General features: G+C 69.8%; 20 protein-coding genes and 1 pseudogene. 7 read left to right on the top strand and 14 right to left on the bottom strand.

Annotation, left to right across the window (positions count from 1 at the left end; all coding sequences use genetic code 11):
* Positions 1-206 precede the first annotated feature (206 nt).
* Together E2651_RS19565 and E2651_RS19560 are read left to right on the top strand one after the other, a co-directional pair.
* Entirely contained in the window at positions 207-899 is a 693-nt protein-coding gene (locus E2651_RS19565; RefSeq protein ID WP_135332468.1) for a metal-dependent transcriptional regulator, read from the top strand.
* Positions 900-1,516: 617 nt separating this feature from the next.
* The gene (locus tag E2651_RS19560; RefSeq protein ID WP_135332467.1) at positions 1,517-2,380 is read left to right on the top strand and encodes an alpha/beta hydrolase; all 864 of its coding nucleotides are present in this window, start codon (positions 1,517-1,519) and stop codon (positions 2,378-2,380) included.
* 7 nt (positions 2,381-2,387) lie between these two features.
* Here the strand turns inward: E2651_RS19560 and pdxH are convergent, their stop codons facing one another.
* Positions 2,388-3,047, bottom strand: a complete 660-nt coding sequence (pdxH, locus tag E2651_RS19555; RefSeq protein ID WP_245239011.1) for a pyridoxamine 5'-phosphate oxidase — start codon at positions 3,045-3,047, stop codon at positions 2,388-2,390.
* Between the two features lie 400 nt (positions 3,048-3,447).
* Here pdxH and E2651_RS19550 point away from each other — a divergent pair, with 400 nt between their 5' ends.
* Positions 3,448-4,548, top strand: coding sequence for a citrate synthase 2 (locus E2651_RS19550; RefSeq protein WP_135332466.1), 1,101 nt, complete (start codon positions 3,448-3,450; stop codon positions 4,546-4,548).
* A 406-nt stretch (positions 4,549-4,954) separates the two neighbouring features.
* On the opposite strand, the gene E2651_RS19545 is transcribed toward E2651_RS19550, so the two are convergent.
* Together E2651_RS19545 and E2651_RS43995 are read right to left on the bottom strand one after the other, a co-directional pair.
* On the bottom strand, positions 4,955-5,467 hold the full coding sequence (locus tag E2651_RS19545; protein ID WP_135332465.1) for a hypothetical protein: 513 nt from the start codon (positions 5,465-5,467) through the stop codon (positions 4,955-4,957).
* A gap of 45 nt (positions 5,468-5,512) precedes the next feature.
* Positions 5,513-5,677 (bottom strand): hypothetical protein, encoded by a 165-nt coding sequence (locus tag E2651_RS43995; RefSeq protein ID WP_167828837.1) that lies wholly within the window; start codon positions 5,675-5,677, stop codon positions 5,513-5,515.
* 175 nt (positions 5,678-5,852) lie between these two features.
* Here E2651_RS43995 and E2651_RS19540 point away from each other — a divergent pair, with 175 nt between their 5' ends.
* The 4 genes from E2651_RS19540 to E2651_RS19525 all read left to right on the top strand — a co-directional run bounded on the left by E2651_RS19540 (position 5,853) and on the right by E2651_RS19525 (position 8,839).
* Positions 5,853-7,130, top strand: a complete 1,278-nt coding sequence (locus E2651_RS19540) for a hypothetical protein (RefSeq protein WP_135332464.1) — start codon at positions 5,853-5,855, stop codon at positions 7,128-7,130.
* Positions 7,127-7,681 carry a GNAT family N-acetyltransferase gene (locus E2651_RS19535; protein ID WP_135332463.1) on the top strand — a complete coding sequence of 185 codons (555 nt, stop codon included), beginning with the start codon at positions 7,127-7,129 and terminating at the stop codon, positions 7,679-7,681. Before E2651_RS19540 ends, E2651_RS19535 begins: the two co-directional genes overlap by 4 nt.
* Positions 7,682-7,861: 180 nt before the next feature.
* A complete protein-coding gene (locus E2651_RS19530) occupies positions 7,862-8,098 on the top strand; it encodes a hypothetical protein (protein ID WP_135332462.1) in 237 nt (78 codons plus the stop codon).
* A gap of 279 nt (positions 8,099-8,377) precedes the next feature.
* Positions 8,378-8,839: a hypothetical protein gene (locus E2651_RS19525; RefSeq protein ID WP_135332461.1), complete on the top strand. Its 462-nt coding sequence runs from the start codon at positions 8,378-8,380 to the stop codon at positions 8,837-8,839.
* A gap of 32 nt (positions 8,840-8,871) precedes the next feature.
* On the opposite strand, the gene E2651_RS43990 is transcribed toward E2651_RS19525, so the two are convergent.
* The 11 genes and pseudogenes from E2651_RS43990 to E2651_RS19480 form a co-directional block, all read right to left on the bottom strand.
* On the bottom strand, positions 8,872-9,009 hold the full coding sequence (locus E2651_RS43990) for a hypothetical protein (RefSeq protein WP_167828836.1): 138 nt from the start codon (positions 9,007-9,009) through the stop codon (positions 8,872-8,874).
* Between the two features lie 217 nt (positions 9,010-9,226).
* Positions 9,227-9,337: pseudogene (locus E2651_RS46155) on the bottom strand (HNH endonuclease); the annotation flags it as partial.
* A gap of 182 nt (positions 9,338-9,519) precedes the next feature.
* A complete protein-coding gene (locus E2651_RS19520) occupies positions 9,520-10,866 on the bottom strand; it encodes an ATP-binding protein (protein ID WP_135332460.1) in 1,347 nt (448 codons plus the stop codon).
* A 75-nt stretch (positions 10,867-10,941) separates the two neighbouring features.
* The gene (locus E2651_RS19515; protein WP_135332459.1) at positions 10,942-11,532 is read right to left on the bottom strand and encodes a TetR/AcrR family transcriptional regulator; all 591 of its coding nucleotides are present in this window, start codon (positions 11,530-11,532) and stop codon (positions 10,942-10,944) included.
* Positions 11,520-12,257, bottom strand: a complete 738-nt coding sequence (locus tag E2651_RS19510) for an enoyl-CoA hydratase family protein (protein WP_135332458.1) — start codon at positions 12,255-12,257, stop codon at positions 11,520-11,522. Before E2651_RS19510 ends, E2651_RS19515 begins: the two co-directional genes overlap by 13 nt.
* Before the next feature lie 45 nt (positions 12,258-12,302).
* Positions 12,303-13,481: an acyl-CoA dehydrogenase family protein gene (locus tag E2651_RS19505; protein ID WP_135332457.1), complete on the bottom strand. Its 1,179-nt coding sequence runs from the start codon at positions 13,479-13,481 to the stop codon at positions 12,303-12,305.
* Positions 13,478-15,361, bottom strand: a complete 1,884-nt coding sequence (locus tag E2651_RS19500) for a biotin carboxylase N-terminal domain-containing protein (RefSeq protein WP_135332456.1) — start codon at positions 15,359-15,361, stop codon at positions 13,478-13,480. Before E2651_RS19500 ends, E2651_RS19505 begins: the two co-directional genes overlap by 4 nt.
* Before the next feature lie 10 nt (positions 15,362-15,371).
* Complete coding sequence (locus E2651_RS19495; protein ID WP_135332455.1) at positions 15,372-16,973, bottom strand: carboxyl transferase domain-containing protein; 1,602 nt, start codon at positions 16,971-16,973, stop codon at positions 15,372-15,374.
* Positions 16,970-18,682, bottom strand: coding sequence for an acyclic terpene utilization AtuA family protein (locus E2651_RS19490; RefSeq protein WP_135332454.1), 1,713 nt, complete (start codon positions 18,680-18,682; stop codon positions 16,970-16,972). The genes E2651_RS19495 and E2651_RS19490 overlap by 4 nt, the downstream gene beginning before the upstream one ends.
* On the bottom strand, positions 18,679-19,473 hold the full coding sequence (locus E2651_RS19485; RefSeq protein ID WP_135332453.1) for a TIGR03084 family metal-binding protein: 795 nt from the start codon (positions 19,471-19,473) through the stop codon (positions 18,679-18,681). The genes E2651_RS19490 and E2651_RS19485 overlap by 4 nt, the downstream gene beginning before the upstream one ends.
* Positions 19,474-19,547: 74 nt before the next feature.
* Entirely contained in the window at positions 19,548-20,591 is a 1,044-nt protein-coding gene (locus E2651_RS19480; protein ID WP_135332452.1) for a DMT family transporter, read from the bottom strand.
* Positions 20,592-20,974 lie beyond the last annotated feature (383 nt).

Genomic DNA, 20,974 nt, shown 5'->3' with positions numbered 1-20,974 from the left:
TGCTGTACGTATGCATGCCCTGACGTCTGTCCGTCCTGCGTGCCGCGGATCACGTTGCGGTCTGGACCAGTGCCCTGTCAATACGGCCCGGGCACCCCGTCAAGACCACCTGTACTGGGTTTTCCCCTGGCGCAGCCCGGTTGTCAGCGGTATGCGTCAGAATTGAGGGCAGGGCCGGCCGCACGAGCGAGATCTGAGGGGCACCCATGTCGGGGCTGATTGACACCACTGAGATGTATTTGCGCACCATCCTCGAGCTGGAGGAGGAAGGTGTGGTCCCCATGCGCGCCCGGATCGCCGAGCGGCTCGACCAGAGCGGGCCGACGGTGAGCCAGACGGTCGCACGCATGGAGCGCGACGGCCTGGTGGCCGTGGCCAGCGACCGTCACCTGGAGCTGACCGAGGAGGGCCGCAGGCTCGCCACCCGCGTGATGCGCAAGCACCGGCTCGCCGAGTGCCTGCTGGTCGACGTGATCGGCCTGGAGTGGGAGCAGGTCCACGCGGAGGCGTGTCGCTGGGAGCATGTGATGAGCGAGGCGGTGGAGCGCCGTGTCCTGGAGCTCCTGCGCCACCCCACCGAGTCTCCGTACGGCAACCCGATCCCGGGTCTCGAGGAGCTGGGCGAGAAGGACGGCGCCGATCCGTTCCTCGACGAGGGCATGGTCTCGCTGGCCGACCTCGACCCGGGTGCCGAGGGCAAGACGGTCGTGGTCCGCCGGATCGGTGAGCCGATCCAGACGGATGCGCAGCTGATGTACACACTGCGGCGGGCGGGCGTCCAGCCCGGCTCCGTGGTGAGCGTGACGGAGTCCGCGGGCGGGGTCCTGGTGGGCAGCAGCGGCGAGGCCGCCGAGCTGGCCGCGGACGTCGCTTCGCACGTGTTCGTCGCCAAGCGCTGAGGTCGGCTTTCGACGGAATGCGTCCCTCGTTGGGGTAAACGTGCGTCAACTACCGGTAAGTATTGGGCAGTTGTGAAGACTCCTGGATCCTGTGGGGTCCAAGATTCAGTGTGCGGAATCGCAGCGGCCGGGCGCTTTGCGTGCGAGGCTGTCGCGAGAGGCATATGACCTGAGGGCTCTTGGCCGTGTCGGCACCGGGTCTGGCCGTCACAGGCGTGGGAGGGGGCAGAAGGATGTGCCCGTCTGGTGAGTACGAGCGAGGCCGCGTGCGGATCCGCACGCGGGTCGTGCGCGCACGCCACGGAGCTGGCGCGCCCGCACGCCACGGAGACACAGAGGGCCCCGGCGCCCTTGAGCGCCGGGGCCTGTCCTCCCCTGTTCTGACCCGGAGCCCCGAGCTCCCAGGGTCATCCCCCTCGGACCGGTTTCCCCGAGCGGCCCGCCTCCCGATGAAGATCTCCCCTCGGCTGCGGCGGCCAATCCTTGAGTGCGGTCACTCGAACGAGGGGTGTTGCCGGCGATCCGCCCGCTTTCGAAAGGGAGTTCGATAGCGTGCGGGGGTGCGTGACAGAACCAGGCGTTCAACCCGAGCGGATTCAAGGGGGGTGCCAGGAATCATGGTGCGGCGCATCGACGTGACGGGCGCGGGTGGCGTGCGCCTGGCCGCCTGGGAGTTCGCCGATCCTCCCAAAACCAGGGAGGCCGAAGGGCCGCCGGGCGGCGTGCTGTTACTGCACGGCCTGATGGGCCGCGCATCGCACTGGGCGGGCACCGCCCGCTGGCTCTCCGAACGGCACCGCGCGGTCGCACTCGACCAGCGCGCGCACGGGCAGAGCGAGAAGCCCCCCGAGGGCCCCTTCACCCGCGAGGCCTATGTGGACGACGCCGAGGCGGCGCTCGTCCAGCTCGGCATCGCCCCCGCCGTCCTCATCGGCCACTCCATGGGAGCGCTCACCGCCTGGCAGCTCGCCGCGAGGCGCCCCGATCTCGTCCGGGCCCTGATCATCTGCGACATGCGGGCGTCCGCCCTGGGCGCCGCGTCGCAGCGCGAGTGGGAGGACTGGTTCAAGGCCTGGCCCGTGCCCTTCGCGACACTCGCCGACGTACGGAAATGGTTCGGCGAGGACGACCCCTGGGTGGAGCGGCCCAACCCCTCCCGCGGCGAGTTCTTCGCCGAGGTGATGACCGAGGGCCCCGACGGCTGGCGCCCCGTCTTCGACCGCGACCAGATGCTGAAGTCCCGCGAGACCTGGGTGCACGACGCCCACTGGGAGGACCTCGCCCAGGTCCAGTGCCCCACCCTCGTCGTCCGCGGCCTGGACGGCGAGCTGGGCCGCGCCGAGTCCCAGGAAATGGTCCGCGTGCTGCCCCGCGGGGCGTACGCGGAGGTGGCGGACGCGGGCCATCTCGTCCACTACGACCAGCCGGAGGCCTGGCGCGAGGCGATCGAACCGTTTCTGGACGGGGTCCTTACGGGGTAGGCCGCCCTCACGGGCTGAGGCGCTCCACCGTCCACCCCGCAGCGGAACCCGGATCCGCCTCCGCCTCCGCCCGCACATAGCGCAGGCGGTCGTGCAGCCGGTTCGCCCTGCCCTGCCAGAACTCCACCGTTTCCGGTACGACGCGGAAGCCGCCCCAGTGCGGAGGCGCGGGGACCTGTTCGCCCTCCGGGTAGCGCGCCGCCAGATCGGCGTACGCGTGGTCGAGTTCCTCCCGGCCCGCGATCACCGACGACTGGGCGCTGGCCCAGGCGCCGAGCTGGGAGCCGTGCGGGCGGCTGCGGAAGTACGTGACCGTCTCCTGGCGGCCGACGCGCTCCGCCGTGCCGGTGACGATGATCTGGCGGGCCACCGGGTGCCACGGGAAGAGCAGCGAGATGTACGGGTTGGCGGCGAGCTCGCGGGCCTTGCGGGACTCGTAGTTGGTGAAGAAGACGAAGCCGCTCCGGTCGTAGCCCTTCATGAGGACCGTGCGGGAGCTGGGGCGGCCCTCGGCGTCCGCCGTCGAGACGATCATGGCGTTCGGCTCGTACAGCACGCCCGTCTCGGCCGCGCCGAGCGCCTGCGCGAACCAGTTCGCGAACTGCTCCATCGGCGTACCCGGCAGCTCCGCCTCCAGGAGCCCGTCGGCGCCGTACTGGGCCCGCAGGGCGGCGGGATCGGGCGCGGGCGTCTGGGGCGCGGCTACGGGGGCGGACGGCGAGGCTGGGGAGGCGGCGGCGGCTCGATCGGTCACGCCGTCATCTTGCCGTATACGAAGGGTCACCCGGCAGGCCGCCGTTCACCACGTAGGGGGGTGACGTGTGGCACTGAGTGCCGCTTCCCATCGCCAAGGGTGGCACCAAGGGTTATCTTTTCGCTGCCGTATCGGTTGGGTGACCACCAGCCGCACGGGGAATCACCGGGGTGACCGATCCGGACCGCGAGCCGACAGCGGGCAGCGACGCACCAGCGGGCCGCGTAACCGGACCGGCAGCACCCCTTACTGACACATGGTCACGAGCTGTCTGTCACCACCATCTGTCGTACACATCACGAGGAGCCGCCTGATGTCCGACTTCGTACCCGGACTTGAGGGAGTCATCGCGTTCGAGACGGAGATCGCCGAACCCGACAAGGAGGGCGGCGCGCTTCGCTATCGCGGCGTCGACATCGAGGATCTGGTCGGCCACGTCTCCTTCGGCAACGTCTGGGGCCTGCTCGTCGACGGCGCCTTCAACCCCGGCCTGCCGCCAGCCGAGCCGTTCCCCATCCCGGTGCACTCCGGCGACATCCGCGTGGACGTCCAATCGGCCCTCGCGATGCTCGCCCCCGTATGGGGCCTGAAGCCGCTCCTGGACATCAGCGAGCAGGAAGCGCGCGACGACCTGGCGCGGGCCGCCGTCATGGCACTCTCGTACGTCGCCCAGTCCGCCCGCGGTCAGGGCCTGCCGATGGTGCCGCAGCGGGAGATCGACAAGGCGGACACGGTCGTCGAGCGCTTCATGAAGCGGTGGCGCGGAGAGCCCGACCCCAAGCACGTCCAGGCCGTCGACGCGTACTGGACGTCAGCCGCCGAGCACGGCATGAACGCGTCCACGTTCACCGCGCGGGTCATCGCGTCGACGGGCGCGGACGTGGCGGCGGCGCTGTCGGGCGCCGTGGGTGCCATGTCCGGCCCCCTGCACGGGGGCGCGCCGTCCCGAGTCCTCGGCATGATCGAGGAGATCGAGCGGACGGGCGACGCGGTCGCGTACGTGAAGCAGGCCCTGGACAAGGGCGAGCGCCTCATGGGCTTCGGCCACCGGGTGTACCGGGCCGAGGACCCCCGTGCCCGCGTCCTTCGCCGTACGGCCCGTGAGCTGGGCGCGCCTCGCTTCGAGGTGGCGGAGGCGCTGGAGAAGGCGGCGCTGGACGAGCTGCACGCGCGCCGCCCCGACCGTGTCCTGGCCACGAACGTCGAGTTCTGGGCCGCGATCGTCCTCGACTTCGCCGAGGTGCCGGCGCACATGTTCACGTCCATGTTCACGTGTGCGCGGACCGCCGGTTGGTCGGCGCACATTCTCGAGCAGAAGCGGACGGGGCGGCTGGTGCGTCCGTCGGCCCGGTATGTCGGGCCGGGCACTCGTAGCCCCCGGGAGATCGAGGGGTACGGGGACATCGCGCGCTGAGATTGACCGAGGGACCGGATCACAGGAATGTCCCGCGATATTCGCCGCTTCGAGCAGCGAATCGCGGGACTCCGTCCGGCCCGATGTCCGCCGAGGCGTGCGCCTACAGACGCCTATGAGATCCCTGGGGACCTCGGGACAATGAAGCCTCGTACGGCCCCGGAATCGGTCGGGAGCAATGGCCCGTCCGATTCAACCCCGGCACGCAGCCGCTGCCTGACCTCCGCCGTGATGTCGGTCCGCTCCGCCGGATCAGGGCGGTCGTAGATGCGCCATGCGCCGGACGGTTCGGAAGGGTCCGCCGGAGCCGCGACGCCGGGCAAACCGCACAGCCTGAGCATGCGCTCCAGGTGACGAGCTTGAGCTTCGGTCATACGGCCAGCGTACGGCCCTGGCGGAATTGCCATCAGTTCACCGGTGGTTGCGGTGTCGGCATGGGCCGGATCGTGCACTCGGGCGCGTGCTGGCACTTCGCTGCGACCGCTACCAGCAGGGTGTCGGTCGGCGGCCCCCACAGCTCCGGGTCGGCCGCGTACCCGCACTCCCCGATCAGGGATCGTGTGCGGTCAAGGATCGCGGGGTCGTGGTGCGTCGGATCCCAGCCAGGGAAGTGATGCACGAACGACCCGAGGCTGTCGCACAGCTCCGCGTACACAGCGGTATGCAGGATCAGCGCATGCCAGCCTTCATCGACGATCCGGGACGGGGCCAGCCCTGCATTCGGGTATGCAGCGCAGGCGACCATGAACTTCAGCGCCTCTTCGACGATGCGCCCGGACATGTCACGCGACATGTCCGGATTGTTGTCCGCAACAACCGCGACGCAACTCGTGAACTGCGCGTCGGTGATCAGGCGGCGCGTCGAGACCGGGACCGGGCTTCCCGGAGGGTCGGGCGGGGGAACAGGAGGTGTAGCCATCGGTTCTCTCCTCTGTCTCGGTGGTTGGGGTTCCTCCGGACCACTTCATTGGTCCTTGCCGTAGGCCCGGCATCTCTGACACCGGCACTCCGGGTAGGCGCTGGAGAGCGGTGGCGGGCGCTTCCGCCCTGCGGGCTCCACGGTCACGAGGACGCGTTCACGTGTGGCCTTGCCGGTCCGGCTGTCGACGTCGTAAACGCGAATGGTCATGGACACGGGTCCTCCCCGGTTCAGAGAGCTGATGGGAAGCGGTGCACCACCAGTTCAGCGATTGATGGGGCATCAAGCGGGATGAGGAGCCGGACATTTGGGAGGACGTTTCACTCTCCGTGCAGCACCCTTGCCGTTACCGTGAGAGGACGCTCACGGTCGCGAGGGGAAGCGCATGGCCTCCGAAGTCACCAGCAATCTCGCGCTCTTACGGCAAACAGCGGGGTACACCCAGGAGTCATTCGTCGCCGAATTCATCCGCGAGGCCACTCGTCTCGGCATTGCTGCAGCCGTGAGCGTGCGGCAACTGCGCCGCTGGGAGCGCGAAACGCCGCCACCGCTGCCGCATCCGGGCCAACAAGCCGTACTGGAAGCCGTATTCGGCATCCCGCTGGCCGAGATGGGGTTCGAGGTTCCTGCACACCGCATGACCGCGACAACGCCGATCAGCGACGCTGGAGAGGTGAAGCGGAGAACATTCGTTGCCGACGCGGGAGCCCTTGCAGCAGCGGCTCTTGTTCCCAGTCGGCCGGGCCCGCTAATCGGGACAGCTGATGTCGCATGCCTGCGTGCACGTCTGGACAGCCTCTATCGGACAGACCACTCCGCAGGCAGCACCCCGGCCATGGCGCAGGCCCGCCGCATCGAGGCCGAGATCACGGGAGCCCTGGACGCCGCCTCATACACCTCTCGCATCGGCCGAGAACTCCAGACGATGCTCGCAGAGCTGTACGGGCACCAAGCCTGGTACGGGTACGACGGCGGACTCATTCGCGAGGGCCGCGCCGCATGCATGGAGGCGCTCGCGGCGGCGCAGCTCGTCGAGAGCCCACTGCTCCAGGTCTCTGTTCTGGAGACGCTCGTGCTCCTCTCGGTCAAGGCGAACCGCACTTGGGAGGCGGCGAGCGCAGTCGAAAATGCCTACCGCCTCGCAGGCCGAGCAGGCGCCGGACCCACCGTGCACCTGGTCATCGCTCTGCGCGACGCCAACATCGCCACGCACACCGGCGACCTGACCGGGGCACGACGGGCACTGAGCCGGGCCGTCACCTATCAGGGGCGCACAGGCAGCGATGAGGAAGTGCCCAACTGGGCACAGTTCGCCGGCCCCTTCGAGGTCGACTACGCCACAGCCGATATGTACGTACGAGCACAGCAGCCCAACCGCGCGGTGCCTTTCCTCCGCGCCGCCGTACGTGGCATCGGCTGCGACTACGCCCGCAACAGCGCGTCCTACCGGGTCAAACTCGCGGGCGTACTGCTCGATTCCGGAGAGGCCGAAGAAGCGTGTACGGAGATGAACGCCGTCCTCGATTGCTGCGGCGAAATTTCCTCGCCCCGCCTCCTCCGAAAGCTGCGTGAGTTTCAGCGGTCGGCCAAGCGCATCGACACTGCGATGGCTCAGGATTGCGTAGAACGCATCCGCGAGACCGGACGAGAGAGCAGGGGATGATTCAAGAAGAAGCGATCAGCGTTGAAGGCATGGACGGCAACGCTGCCACGCGTGCCGAGCAGGCATTCGCCCTGGTCTACGCCGAGGCGTTCGCCGAGCTGCCCTACGGCGAGACTGCGGCGGACGTCGCCGCCGCCTTCCGCCGGTTCCGTTCCCAAGCCCGCAAACGCACCTTCCGTGGCGCCCTCGCCCGCACCGAGAACGGAACGCCCGTCGGCATGGCCTATGGCTACCCGCTGGGCCCGAACACCGGGTGGTGGGACCAGCTCACCACCCCGGTGCCTGCTGAACTACGCCGCGAGGACGGACAACGGACCTTCGGGCTCCTGGAGTTGGCTGTACGTCCGCCATGGCGCAGACAGGGCATCGCCCGGCGGCTCCACCAAGCCGTACTCGAACGGGTCGACGCCGAACGCGTGCTGCTCAACGTCCACCCCGACAGCGAGGCCGCGCTGTCCGCGTACCGGTCGTGGGGCTACCGGAAAGTCGGCGAAGCCCGCCCCTGGCAGGGCGCGGACTGCCATGACGTGATGCTGCTCGAACTGCGGTGACGGAGGGGCCCGCTCGGCCCGCTTTCTCAAAGCGGCATACAGCGGGGCGAGTTGATGCTGTACGGTGACCGCGTCATCACGTTCCGTGTGCATCACGTCACATGGGGCGGCCCCCGGCGGTGTATCCAGCACCTAACCGAGGGCCTTCACCACCGAGGCTTACGACAAGGAGCCCCAGGGATGCTTCGCCATGTTAATGCGCCCACGCAGCGCTACACGAAGGTTTCCAACGACCTCGTCCGGCATTCACGCCTGACCCCCGACGCGAAACTCCTGCTGATCTACGCGCAGGGCCTGCCCGAGGCAGCCGTCGACAAGCCCCTCAGCGCACACGCCGCCCAGCTGGGCATCACCGGCCGGGCCTACCAGCGCGCGAAGCAACTCCTCTCCGAGCATGGCTACTTGCACACTTGGTGAGAGCAGGGAACGGCCGGGAAGTGGTTCACCACCCACGTCCTGGCAAACGTCACCCTCACGCGTGAGGAGGCTACCGTCGTACGGGACGGAATGCCTCCGAGTGAGCAGATTCCGGCGGTCGGCGAGCCGACAGGTCGGGCGGGCGGCGGCTCTCAACCGGGACGTAAGACGGTAGACAAGAACGCTTCCCACCACCCGCCCAAAGCGCTGGACGCGCCGGAGCCGCGCGAGCCGGCGGGGGCTGGGCCTTGCGACGCGGAACTAGCCGTCGCTGAACGTGTGTTGCTCGGCCTGCGCTACCAGCACCACCAGCTGTCTCTCGGGGTCCAGGAAGCTCGCGGCCTTGCCGAAGCCGCCGCCCAGTGGCTGCTCAACGGCTGCACTCCTGCCGAACTGCGTCACGCCCTCGCCGCAGGGCTCCCCGACGGCGGCGTCCGCTGTGCTGTCGGTTTCCTCCGCCACCGCCTGGTCGAGAAGCTCCCGCCTCCGGCCATCCCTCGGCCGGCCTCCGCACCCGGTCTGCAGCCGCTGGTGACCTGCGCCGGACCGGGCCCCGCGCACGCCTTCCGCCCTCTCGACACCGAGACCCACTGCGGGCCCTGCCGCACCACCCGTACGGCGACCGTGACGGGCAATTCCAGTGGGCCGGCCTCCGTGCTCGCCCATGGCGGCGGCTGGCGCGCGGCCCTCGCTGCGGCAACCGGCCAGGCTGCGTGCAGTGGGGCCCACCAGCCCCGCTGAATCCCTCTGAAGGGGGGCCCATCAGTGCTGGATCAGTCCACGGGGGAGGGGGTGAGGTTCGCGCGTTGCCCCGGCAGCATTCCGGTGACGCCCGAGCCCTGTCCCACACCCCGGCGCAGCGCCGCCACGACATCGGCTCCGAGCACAGCCTCCGCGCCAGGCAGGTGCATCACGCGGAGCAAAGGCAGCCGCCCGACCGCGCTCAAGTGCCGGGCGCTGCAGACCGAAGACCCTGATCGTCTCCACGCCCTTACGGGTGACTGGACGGTATTCGCCGGTACGCAGGATCAACCGCAGGTGGTCGTACGGATCGTCGCGGCTGGGGTCGAGCAGCAGGCATTCGCCGGTCTCGTCGCACGGGTACTGGTCGCGCTTCGCGTTGCTGTTGCAGTGTGCGCAGGCGAGCAGGTGGTTGAGCCAGTCGAACGCCCGCACCGGCGCCAGGGCCAGCGGCTGAAAGTGGTCGACCGAAGTGCCCTGGCTATCACCGCAGTACATGCACCGCGCCAAACCAGGTGCCATCGCTTCCAGTTCCGTCTGCACCTGCCCTCGCACAGCACGGGCGCTCCTCCAGACTCGACGCGCCTCAGCTCCATCGGCAGCCCGGTCCCGTAACGCCTCCGTGTGCCCCGCCAGCCGCTGAGCCAGCGGGTTCCCGAGCGCAGGGCGTCGCAGCGGAATCATCCGCGCTTCCTGGAGAGCCGCGCCGCCACCTCGTCCACGCGGGCCATGGTGGAGCTGGTCAGCGTCCTGGACAGCTCCTCGAACTCTGCGGCCTCACCGGCGGTCGCCTCCCCTGCCAGCACCCGCCCTTCGAGATCGCCGAGCCGCCGCCGCAGCACCTCGGCCTTCTGCGAGTAAGGGCTGTCGAGTCCGAAGAGTTCCGAGAGGACCGCGTCATCACCACTGCCGTAGACGACACGTTGGTACAGGTCTTCGTCGACGACGTGGGGCGGCTCGGTGTCGTCGGGGCCACCTAGCCAGATCAGCCCCCCGGGATCGGCCGACTGGCAGACGTACGGGCTATGCGTGGTGACGATGAACTGGATCAACGGGAACCGAGACTTCAGCCAGTCACCGATTCGCTTCTGCCAGCTCACATGGAGATGGGCGTCGACTTCGTCGATGAGGACGACACCGGGCAGCCGTACCTCCCGACAGCCGTCCTCCGACCTGCCCAGCGGGATCTCGCCGTAGGCGGAGTGAAGATGGCGTACGAGATCGAGAACCAGCGCCGCGATGGCCCGATATCCGTCGCTCATCTCCTGGAGCACGAATTCCTTGTCGCCCCGGCTCACCCACAGGCCGTCCGAGTCCACGCGGCTGATGCGGTAGCCGTCGGGCAGCAGTCCGTCGCCCATCAAGTCCAGTACGGCTTCGAGGAGTTCCGATGCTCCGGGGCGCCCCTCAAGCCGCCGCAGATGCAGATCCACGAGCCATGAGACCGCCTCGGACAGCGCGGCCTCTTCGTAGAAGAGTGTGGTCAACGGGGAGGAGCGGCGGGCTCGTTGCGCATAGGTCTCGGACTCGTGCGAGCCGCCGGAGAGCCTGCGGAACGGGCCGTATCCCGCGCAGAATCCGCCCCATCGCCGAGACGCACCCCACCAGTGGTCATGCCGGTGTTCCTCGCTGTAAGCCCACTCTTCTATCTGGTCGCGGCGACCGTGCTCATCTTCCAGGCCGCTGATGGTCAAGTAGACGGCCCGCTCGTCAGCGGAGACGGTTTCGTCTTCCCAGAGGTCGCACGGCATCACCGGAAGGGACGGCTCAGGGGACCGGTGGACAAATGCTGCCACGGACCCGCGATCCGCTCCCCCGGTGAGCCACCCGTCAAAGGCAATGGGCTCCCCTGGACCGGTCAGTACCGCGCCGAGCGCCCGCAGCATGGTCGTCTTGCCTGAGCCGTTCCGCCCGGCGAGCACCGTCCAGCCGGGATGGGTTCCGTCGGGCCGCGTGAAGGTCAGGTCCACCATGCGGCTGTCGTGGAATCCGCGGATTCCGCCGATCCGCAGCCTGGACACATACACAAGGGCCTCCCAGCATTTCCGGCCCGCCCAGACTATGGGGTTGGCCGGAACGGTGGTGCGCACTGTCGACGCCGCTCACCCCAGCGCCTCATCCAGCAACCGCGCCCACTCCCCCACCACCCGCTCCCTCCGCGCCCCGTCGTCCGTCAGCAGGTTCGCGAGGCCCAGGCCTCGCGCCATGTCCAGGAGCCCCTGGACCGTCTCCCGGACGCCGGGACGCGACTCATCGGCCCCCAACAACTCCACCGCCATCCGATGCGTCTCCCGGCCCACACGGGTCTCCAGCTCCGTCACCCGCGCCCCCAGCTGAGGCTCATTCGACGCCGCCACCCACAAGTGCAGCGCCGCCCGGAACAACGGCCCCGTGTAGAGGTCGACGAGCGCCGTCACCACGGCGGCCCGATCCTGCGCCGCCAGCTCCCGCAGCGCGGTGGAGCGCTGCTCGGCCACATACTCCACCGCCGCGGTGAACAAGTCCTCCCGCGTGGGAAAGTGGTGCTGCGCCGCACCCCGCGAGACACCGGCCCGCTCGGCGACCACGGACACCGTCGACCCCGCCCAGCCGTGCTCGGCCAGGCAGGACACGGCGGCCTCCAGGAGACGTTGCCGCGTCGCACGGCTGCGGTCCTGCTTCGGCGAACGGTCCGCCGCGGTCACAACACCCATGGGCGCTCCCGTCGTTCGAGGAACGCCGCCATCCCCTGTTCCGCCTCGGCGGAGCCGAAGAGCCGCGCCGACAGGGCGATGACGGCGTCCGAGTGGTGGTCGAATGCGTCGAGCACCCTAACCGTGAGCAGCTTCTTCGTCTCCGCCAGGGCCTGCGGAGCCGCCTTCCGCAGACCGTCGATGAGAGGAGCAAGGGCGGCGTCCACGTCCGCGGTCGACGCCGCCGTCACCAGGCCGATCCGCGCCGCCTCCGCCGCGTCGAACCGCTCCCCCGTGAGGAAGTAGCGCGCCGCGGCGCTCGGATCGAGGCGGGGCAGGAGCGGCATGGAGATCACCGCCGGCGCGACCCCGATCCGTACCTCCGTGAGCGCGAACGACGACCCCGGCCCCGCGACCCCCATGTCGCACGCCCCGAGCAGCCCGAGCCCACCGGCCCGTACATGCCCGTCCACCCGCGCCACCACCGGCTTCGGCAGCTCCACGATCTGCCGCAGCAGCCCCACGAAGGCGGCCGGGTCCGGCGGCTCCCGCAGATCGGCGCCCGAGCAGAACGTCGACCCCGTGTGGGTGAGGACGATCCCGCGTACGTCGGGGTCCTTGCCGCAGTCGCCGAGCGCTTCCGCGAGCCCGGCCACGAGTCCCGCGGAGAGCGCGTTGCGGTTGGCGGGCGCGTCCAGGGTGAGGGTGACGATGCCGCGCTCTGGGGGCGCGTACACAACACTCATGAGAACTCCGGGAGTTGAGGCGACAAAGAACGACAAGGAAAGGCGTCAGTACGACTTCGGCAGCCCCAGCGTCTGGTGCGACACATAGTTGAGGATCATCTCCCGGCTCACCGGGGCGATCCGCGCCACCCGTGATGCCACGATCAGCGAGGCGAGGCCGAACTCCTTCGTCAGGCCGTTGCCGCCCAGCGTGTGCACCGCCTGGTCGACGGTCTTCACGCACGCGTCGGCGGCCGCCAGTTTGGCCATGTTGGCGGCCTCACCTGCGCCCATGTCGTCGCCGGCGTCGTAGAGGCGGGCCGCCTTCTGCATCATCAGGCGGGCCAGTTCGATGTCGATGTGGCACTGGGAGAGCGGATGCGCGATGGCCTGGTGGGCGCCGATCGGGCTCTTCCACACGCTGCGTTCCTTGGCGTACTCGACGGCGCGGGCGAGCGCGAAGCGCGCCATGCCGATCGCGAACGCCGCCGTCATGATCCGCTCGGGGTTCAGCCCGGCGAACAGCTGCAACAGTCCCGCGTCCTCGTCGCCCACCAGCGCGTCGGCGGGCAGCCGGACATCATCAAGCACCAGCTCGAACTGCTTCTCCGGGGCCTGGAGTTCCATCTCGATCTGCCGCCGCTGGAAGCCCTCCGCCTCGCGCGGCACGATGAACAGGCAGGGCTTGAGGCTGCCCGTCCTGGCGTCCTCGGTGCGGCCCACGATGAGCGTCGCGTCGGCGATGTCGACACCCGAGATGAACACCTTGCGGCCGGTCAGGAGCCAGTCGCCGGTCGCTTCGTCCTTGCGCGCGGTCGTCGTGATGCGGTGGGAGTTGGAGCCCGCGTCGGGCTCGGTGATGCCGAACGCCATCGTGCGGGTGCCGTCGGCGAGACCCGGCAGCCAGGCCCGCTTCTGCTCCTCGGTGCCGAAGCGGGCGATGACGGTGCCGCAGATCGCGGGCGAGACGACCATCATGAGGAGCGGGCAGCCTGCCGCGCCCAACTCCTCGAGGACTATGGAGAGTTCGGCTATCCCCCCACCACCGCCGCCGTACTCCTCGGGCAGGTTCACGCCGAGGTAGCCGAGCTTCGCGGCGTCGGCCCACAGTTCCTCGGGGTGGCCTCCGCCCTGGACGACGCCGGTCATGTAGGCGCGGCCGTAGCGCTTGCCGAGGGCGGCGACTGCGGCGCGCAGATCCTTGTGCTCTTCGGTTTCGAGGACGGTGCTGCGAGCGGTGCTCATACGGATTGCTCCTCCTGTACGGCGGCTACGACTGCTTCGACGTCTACGACTGCGAGCAGCGCGCCGACCTCGACCTGGCGGCCGGGCTCGGCGTGCAGGGCGGTGAGGGTGCCGGAGGCGGGAGCGGAGATGCGGTGCTCCATCTTCATGGCCTCCAGCCAGATGAGGGGCTGCCCGGCGATCACCGTCGCCCCCTCGGTGAGTCCATCGGCCAGGCGCACGACGGTGCCGGGCATCGGGGCGAGCAGGGAGCCGGGCTCCTGGCGGGCGGTGGGTTCGGGGAGCAGCGGCAGCGGCGTGAGGGCGACCCCGCCGACGTACACGCGGTCGTCGCCGTACCTCCTGACGCTGAACTGCCGTCGTACGCCGTTCACTTCGAGTACGACGAGGTCGCGGGCCACGGAGACCACCCGTACCCCTTCGGCGCTCAGCCCCTCCCGCGTGTGCCGGTAGCGGACCTCGTGCTCGGTGCCGTCGGGTTCGCTGCGGAAGCGTTTGACCTGGGGCTGTGATGCGAGGTTGCGCCAGCCGCCGAAGCGCGAGCGGCCGTGCGCGTCGGCGAGCGCGGCGGCCAGCGGGGCGTGCAGGTCGGGTGCGGCCGTGGCGAGTTCGGTGACGTACCGGTCGTAGAAGCCGGTGTCCATGCGGGCCTCGGTGAACTCCGGGTGCCGCAGGGAGCGGACGAGCAACTCCCGGTTGGTGACCGGGCCGTGGAGGGTCGCGCGTTCCAGGGCGCCCGCCAGCTTGCGCACGGCCTGGGCGCGTGTGGGGGCGTACGCGATGGCCTTGGCCAGCATCGGGTCGTAGTGCACGCCGATCGTGTCGCCGTCCGCGTACCCGGTGTCGAGCCGCACGCCGGGCACGTCGATGCGGTGCAGGGTGCCGGTCTGCGGGGCCCACTCGGCGGCCGGGTCCTCGGCGTAGAGGCGGGCCTCGACGGCATGTCCGCGCGCGGCGGGCGGTTCACCCTCCAGGGCCTCGCCCTCCGCGATCCGGATCTGCAGCGCGACCAGATCGGCCCCGAACACCGCCTCGGTGACGGGGTGTTCGACCTGGAGGCGGGTGTTCATCTCGAGGAAGTGCGCCTTGTCGCCGGCGACGAGGAACTCGACCGTGCCCGCCCCGCGATACCCGGTCACACGCGCCGCGCGCACGGCCTGTGCCCGCAGCGTCTCGAGCAGCCCGTCCCCGAGGCCGGGCGCCGGGGACTCCTCGATGACCTTCTGGTGCCTGCGCTGGAGGGTGCAGTCCCGGGTGCCGAGCGCCCACACGGTGTCGTACGCGTCGGCCATGATCTGCACCTCGACGTGCCGACCGCCTTCCACGTACGGCTCGACGAAGACCTCACCGTCCCCGAAGGCGCTGGCCGCCTCAGCCCGAGCAGCCGTCAACTCACCTTCCAGAGCGGCCAGTTCACGAACGACACGCATGCCGCGGCCACCACCGCCCGCCGCCGCCTTCACAAGGACCGGAAGGTCGGCCTCGGTGACCGAGTCGAGCGACGCGATGCCCATCAGCTCCTTGGCCCGCGTCTTGGACGCCATCGCTTCGATGGACTCTGGGGGCGGCCCGATCCAGACGAGCCCCGCGTCGAGCACGGCGCGCGCGAAGTCCGCGTTCTCGGAGAGGAAGCCGTATCCGGGGTGGACGGCGTCCGCACCGGCCGTCTGCGCGGCCTTCACGATCAGTTCGCCGCGCAGATAGGTGTCGGCCGGTGCCGAGCCCGGCAGGCGTACGGCGGTGTCGGCCTCGCGGACGTGCAGGGCGTCCGCGTCGGCGTCGGAGTACACGGCCACGGTGGCGATGCCGAGGTCGCGGCAGGTGCGGAAGACGCGGCAGGCGATCTCGCCGCGGTTGGCGACCAACAGGGAAGTAATCACGAGGAGTTCCTCACATCCGGAAGACGCCGAAGCCGCCACGCGCGCCCTCGTAGGGGGCGGTGTGGATCGCGGACAGGCACAGGCCGAGGACGGTGCGGGTGTCGCGGGGGTCGATGACTCCGTCGTCGTACAGCCGCCCCGAGAGGAACATCGGCAGGGACTCCGACTCGATCTGCTGCTCCACCATGGCGCGCAGCGCGGCGTCGGCCTCGTCGTCGTAGGGCTGCCCCTTGGCGGTCGCGGAGGCGCGCGCCACGATCGACAGGACCCCTGCCAGCTGCTGCGGCCCCATGACGGCGGACTTGGCGCTGGGCCAGGCGAACAGGAAGCGCGGGTCGTAGGCCCGCCCGCACATGCCGTAGTGCCCGGCTCCGTACGAGGCGCCCATCAGGACGCTCAGGTGCGGCACCCGCGAATTCGACACGGCGTTGATCATCATGGCGCCGTGCTTGATGATGCCGCCCTGCTCGTACTCCTTGCCGACCATGTAGCCGGTGGTGTTGTGCAGGAAGAGCAGCGGGATGTCGCGCTGGTTCGCCAACTGGATGAACTGGGCGGCCTTTTGGGACTCCTCGCTGAAGAGGACGCCCTGCGCGTTGGCGAGGATCCCGATGGGATAGCCGTGCAGCGAGGCCCACCCTGTCGTGAGACTCGACCCGTAGAGCGGCTTGAACTCGTCGAAGTCGGAGCCGTCGACGATGCGGGCGATGACCTCGCGCGGATCGAAGGGCACCTTCAGATCGCCGGGCACGATGCCGAGCAGCTCGTCCTCGTCGTACTTCGGCGGCTCCACGACGGCGACCGGATCGGCGTACGCCTTACGCCAGTTGAGGCGCTTGACGACCCGACGGGCCTGCCGCAGCGCGTCCCGCTCGTCCTCGGCGAGGTAGTCCGCGAGGCCGGAGGTGCGGGCGTGCATCTCGGCACCGCCGAGCGACTCGTCGTCGCTCTCCTCGCCGGTGGCCATCTTCACCAGCGGCGGCCCACCCAGGAAGACCTTCGCCCGCTCCTTGACCATGATCACGTGATCGCTCATGCCGGGCACGTACGCGCCACCGGCAGTCGAGTTGCCGAACACGACGGCCACGGTGGGGATTCCGGCGGCGGACGACTGGGTGAGGTGCTTGAACATCGCACCCCCCGGGATGAAGATCTCCTTCTGGGACGGCAGATCGGCACCCCCCGACTCGACGAGATGGATGGACGGCAGCCGGTTGGCATGCCCGATCTCGTGCGCCCGGAAGGCCTTCTTCAGGGTCCACGGGTTACTGGCGCCACCGCGTACGGTCGGGTCGTTGGCGGTGATCAGACACTCCACGCCCTCCACGACCCCGATGCCGGTGACCATCGAGGCGCCGACGGGATAGTCGCTCCCCCAGGCGGCCAGCGGGGACAGCTCAAGGAAGGGCGTATCGGGGTCGAGAAGCAGCTCGATCCGCTCCCGCGCAAGCAACTTCCCCCGCTTGCGGTGCCGTTGGACGTACTTCTCGCCGCCGCCCTCCAGGGCCTTGGCCTGCTCGGTGCCGAGTTCGTCGAGCTTGGCGAGCATCGCGTCGCGGTGTTCGGCGCACTCGGGGCTCGCGGGATCGAGCGCGGACGCAAGGACGGTCACAGGAGCTCCTCCGGCATGTCGAGCAGTACCTCCGGTATGTCGAGGTGGCGGGCGCGCAGCCACTCGCCCAGGCCCTTGGCCTGCGGATCGAAGCGGGCCTGCGAGGCGACGCCCTCGCCGAGGATCCCGGTGACGACGAAGTTCAGGGCACGCAGATTCGGCAGGACATGGCGTACGACGGTCAAATCCGCAGCCTCCGGGAGGAGTTCGCGGAAGCGTTCCTCGGTCAGTGCGTGGGCGAGCCACCGCCAGGCCTCCTCGGTGCGCACCCACACGCCGACGTTCGCGTCACCGCCCTTGTCCCCGCTGCGGGCACCGGCGACGAGGCCGAGGGGAGCGCGGCGGGTGGGACCGTGCGGCAGAGGCTCGGGCAGCGACGGGTCGGCGAGCTCCTCGAGTACGCGGGTCTCGGCGCCGTACGCCACAGGGATCCGCTCCCCGCCCGCGAGCACCGCCACATGCTCGACCTCGCCCCGCTCGACGTACGCGGCTTCGAAGACTCCGTAAGGGGCGCCCTTGCCCGGGGGCGCGGTCACGTGGAATCCGGGGTAGCTGCCGAGGGCCAGTTCGATCGCGGCGCCGCTCAGGGTGCGGCCGACGGGCTCTTGCTGCGGGTCGCGCACGACGAGCCGCAGCAGGGCGCTCGCGGTCTCCTCGGTGGGGGCGTCGGGCCGGTCGGTGCGCACGAGATCCCAACCCACTTCCGCGGGCGCCGACTTGGACTGCCCGAGCGCGTCCTCGATCTGCGCGCGTACGACGGTGGCCTTCTCCTCGATGCCGAGCCCGGTGAGGACGAAGACGACTTCGTTGCGGAAGCCGCCGAGCCGGTTCAACCCGACCTTGAGGGCCGGGGGCGGCGCCTCACCCCGCACACCGCCGACGCGAACACGGTCCGGCCCCTCCTGCGTGAGGGTGACCGTGTCGAGCCGGGCGGTGACATCGGGCCCGGCGTACCGGGCGCCGGACGTCTCGTACAGAAGCTGAGCGGTGACGGTGCCGACGTCGACGAAACCGCCGGTCCCGTCGTGCTTGGTGATGACGCTGGACCCGTCCTCGTGGATCTCGGCGAGAGGGAATCCGGGCCGGCGCAGCAGCTCCGCCCTCTCCCCGAAGAAGGCGTAGTTGCCACCGGTGGCCTGGGTCCCGCACTCGAGGATGTGCCCGGCGACGACGGCTCCCGCGAGCCGGTCGTAATCGTCCGGCGCCCACCCGAAGTGCGCGGCGGCGGGCCCCGTGACGAGCGCGGCATCGGTCACGCGCCCCGTGACGACGACATCGGCCCCGCCCCTCAGGCACTCGGCGATTCCGGCGCCACCGAGGTAGGCGTTGGCGGTGAGAGCGCCGGGGAAGCGCCCGCCGAGATCATCACCTTCGACGTACGCGACGTTCGTCTCGACCCCGAGCCGAGCGGCCAACTCCCGCACGGCATCGGCGAGTCCGGCGGGATTGAGCCCACCGGCGTTGGCGACGACCTTTACGCCACGTTCCTTGGCGAGCCCCAGACACTCCTCCAGCTGCCGCAGGAAGGTCTTCGCGTACCCCCGCGACGGATCCTTGAGCCGGTCGCGCCCGAGGATCAGCATGGTCAGCTCGGCGAGATAGTCCCCGGTGAGGACGTCGAGCCGGCCGCCGGTGAGCATCTCGCGCATGGCATCGAAGCGGTCGCCGTAGAACCCCGAGGCATTCCCGACACGCAGGACGCGACTCACGGGGTCGCCCCCTTCGCCGGGCGGCCCGTTCCGGCGGGCCCCGCGAAGGCCTGGGCGACGTCGAGCCACCGCTCGGCGTCCGGGCCCTCCGCCCGCAGGGAGAGATCGTCCCGATGCGCGCGCTGGGTGACGAGCAGGCAGAAATCAAGAGCGGGCCCGGTGACACGCTGGAGCGCATCCTCGGGCCCCTGAACCCACAACTCACCGGAGGGAAGGACCAGTTCAACCCGGAAGGCCTCACCTGGCGCACTCAGCCCATGCACCCCGAACGAAAAGTCCCGGGCCCGCACCCCGATATGAGCCACATGCCGCAGCCGGTCGGTGGGGGTGCGCCGGACGCCGAGCGCGTCGGCGACGTCCTGCCCATGGGCCCAGGTCTCCATGAGCCGCGCGGTGGCCATGGAGGTGGCGGACATGGGCGGCCCGTACCAGGGAAAGCGGGTGCCGCGAGGGGCGGCGCGCAGGGCGGCCAGCAGCTCCTCACGCCCTTCCCGCCACCGCGCGAGCAGCTGGGCGGGCGGCAGCCCGGCCCCTTCCTCGGCCCCGTCGTCGACGAACGAGCCGGGTGCGGCGAGGGCCTCTTCGACGAGCTTGCCGAAGGCATCAGGATCGGTGACGGCGACGACCGAGGCCCGGTCGGTCCAGGCGAGATGGGCGATCTGATGGGCGACGGTCCATCCGGCGGCAGGCGTGGCGAGCGCCCACCGCTCATCACCCGACCCCCCGACCAACTGGTCGAGTTCCTCACTCTCACTGCGCAGATCGTCGAGTACGGGCACAGCTTCGGACACGGAACGCTCCCCTCGGGGCACGACGGTGCCCCGGAGCATGGCAGCGTCCGAAGAAACAAGCAAGCGTGCTTGCCTTACTTTCCGGACGACTCCGGGAGAGGTTCGGCGGCGACGCCAACTGCGGCCTCGGCGACGGGATCCACGGTCTCAGCAACCGGTTCGACGACCTCGGTGACCGGATCCACGGCCTCCGCAGGCTTCCCCCCGGCCACGACACCCCCACCGCGAGCCGACTTGCGCCCGACCTGAGTGCGGACAGCACCCATGCTGGCGGCGATGACCAACGAGATCGCGAGGGCCTCGTTCATGGAGAGGGCCTGGTTCAGGATGAGGAATCCGGCGACGGCGGCGATGGCCGGTTCCAGACTCATCATGATCGCGAAGGTGGAGGCGGGAAGCCGTCGCAGGGCGAGCAGTTCCAACGTGTACGGAAGCACAGAAGACATGACAGCGACGGCGGCACCGAGCCCGAGCACTTCGGGCTGAATGAGCTTGTCCCCCGACTCGACGAGCCCGAGCGGCAGGAAGAGCACGGCGGCGACGACCATGGCGAGGGCGAGCCCATCGGCTTGCGGGAAGCGACGCCCCGTACGGGCACTGAAGACGATGTAGGTCGCCCACATCACACCGGCCCCAAGGGCATACGCAACGCCAACGGGATCAAGCCCGCTGAAGCCACCGCCGCCCCCCAGCAGGAAGACGCCGCACAGCGCGAGCCCGGCCCAGAGCAGATTCACCGCACGCCGGGAGGCGAAAACGGAGAGGGCGAGCGGCCCAAGGACTTCAAGAGTGACAGCGGGCCCCATGGGAATCCGGGCGACGGACTGATAGAAGAGCCCATTCATCCCGGCCATGGCCACACCGAAGGCGACGACGGTCCCCCAGTCGGCCCGCGAGTGCCCTCGCAGCCGGGGCCGGCAGACGATGAGCAGCACCAGTGCGGCGAAGGCGAGCCGCAGGGTGACGATGCCGAGGGCTCCCGCCTTGGGCATCACGCTCACGGCGATGGCTCCGCCGAACTGGACGGAGACGCCGCCCGCGAGCACGAGCCCGACGGGCCCGAGGGCACCCCACCGTGCACCGGGTGCCGCCTCCTGACCACTTCTCGACGCGTCCACAGCCAACCCTTCCGCTTTCTCCACTCTCGGCCAGTCCACTCACCTGAACTACCCCGTCCAAGGTAGTAGACCACGTCAGGATTGTGGAGCCCTTTTACTGCTGTACGCAAACGGCGTCCACATTCCGAGGTGAGGTGCGCTCACGAGGCGGCGAGGGCGTCTCGCCAGACGGGGCTGTCGACGTAGTGGTTGTCGTAGCGCTCGGAGGACTCGGCGAACAGCTCCGTGGCCTTGGTGTGGAAGTGCGCGGGAGCGCCGACGGCGCCTTCGGCGAAGGTGGAGCGGTATACCGGAAATCACGGTCAATTTCAGGTCCCCGGTGACTTTGATCGGTGCCGAAGCCCCTCCGCCAGCACCTCCGCCAAGTGCCTCCCCCGCACCCC

Origin of the sequence: Streptomyces sp. MZ04 (genome assembly GCF_004684775.1) — a bacterium.
Classification (GTDB): Bacteria; Actinomycetota; Actinomycetes; order Streptomycetales; family Streptomycetaceae; genus Streptomyces.
This window is presented reverse-complemented; position numbering and strand designations above follow the sequence as displayed.

Excerpts from the sequence above, each read along its gene's own strand:
- E2651_RS19540 (WP_135332464.1), top strand. The coding sequence starts at position 5,853 with ATGGCCTCCGAAGTCACCAGCAATCTCGCGCTCTTACGGCAAACAGCG.
- E2651_RS43990 (WP_167828836.1), bottom strand. The coding sequence starts at position 9,009 with ATGCACCTGCCTGGCGCGGAGGCTGTGCTCGGAGCCGATGTCGTGGCG.
- E2651_RS19545 (WP_135332465.1), bottom strand. The coding sequence starts at position 5,467 with ATGGCTACACCTCCTGTTCCCCCGCCCGACCCTCCGGGAAGCCCGGTC.
- E2651_RS43995 (WP_167828837.1), bottom strand. The coding sequence starts at position 5,677 with ATGACCATTCGCGTTTACGACGTCGACAGCCGGACCGGCAAGGCCACA.
- E2651_RS19510 (WP_135332458.1), bottom strand. The coding sequence starts at position 12,257 with ATGAGTGTTGTGTACGCGCCCCCAGAGCGCGGCATCGTCACCCTCACC.
- E2651_RS19550 (WP_135332466.1), top strand. The coding sequence starts at position 3,448 with ATGTCCGACTTCGTACCCGGACTTGAGGGAGTCATCGCGTTCGAGACG.
- E2651_RS19505 (WP_135332457.1), bottom strand. The coding sequence starts at position 13,481 with ATGAGCACCGCTCGCAGCACCGTCCTCGAAACCGAAGAGCACAAGGAT.
- E2651_RS19530 (WP_135332462.1), top strand. The coding sequence starts at position 7,862 with ATGCTTCGCCATGTTAATGCGCCCACGCAGCGCTACACGAAGGTTTCC.
- E2651_RS19565 (WP_135332468.1), top strand. The coding sequence starts at position 207 with ATGTCGGGGCTGATTGACACCACTGAGATGTATTTGCGCACCATCCTC.
- E2651_RS19535 (WP_135332463.1), top strand. The coding sequence starts at position 7,127 with ATGATTCAAGAAGAAGCGATCAGCGTTGAAGGCATGGACGGCAACGCT.
- E2651_RS19560 (WP_135332467.1), top strand. The coding sequence starts at position 1,517 with ATGGTGCGGCGCATCGACGTGACGGGCGCGGGTGGCGTGCGCCTGGCC.
- E2651_RS19515 (WP_135332459.1), bottom strand. The coding sequence starts at position 11,532 with ATGGGTGTTGTGACCGCGGCGGACCGTTCGCCGAAGCAGGACCGCAGC.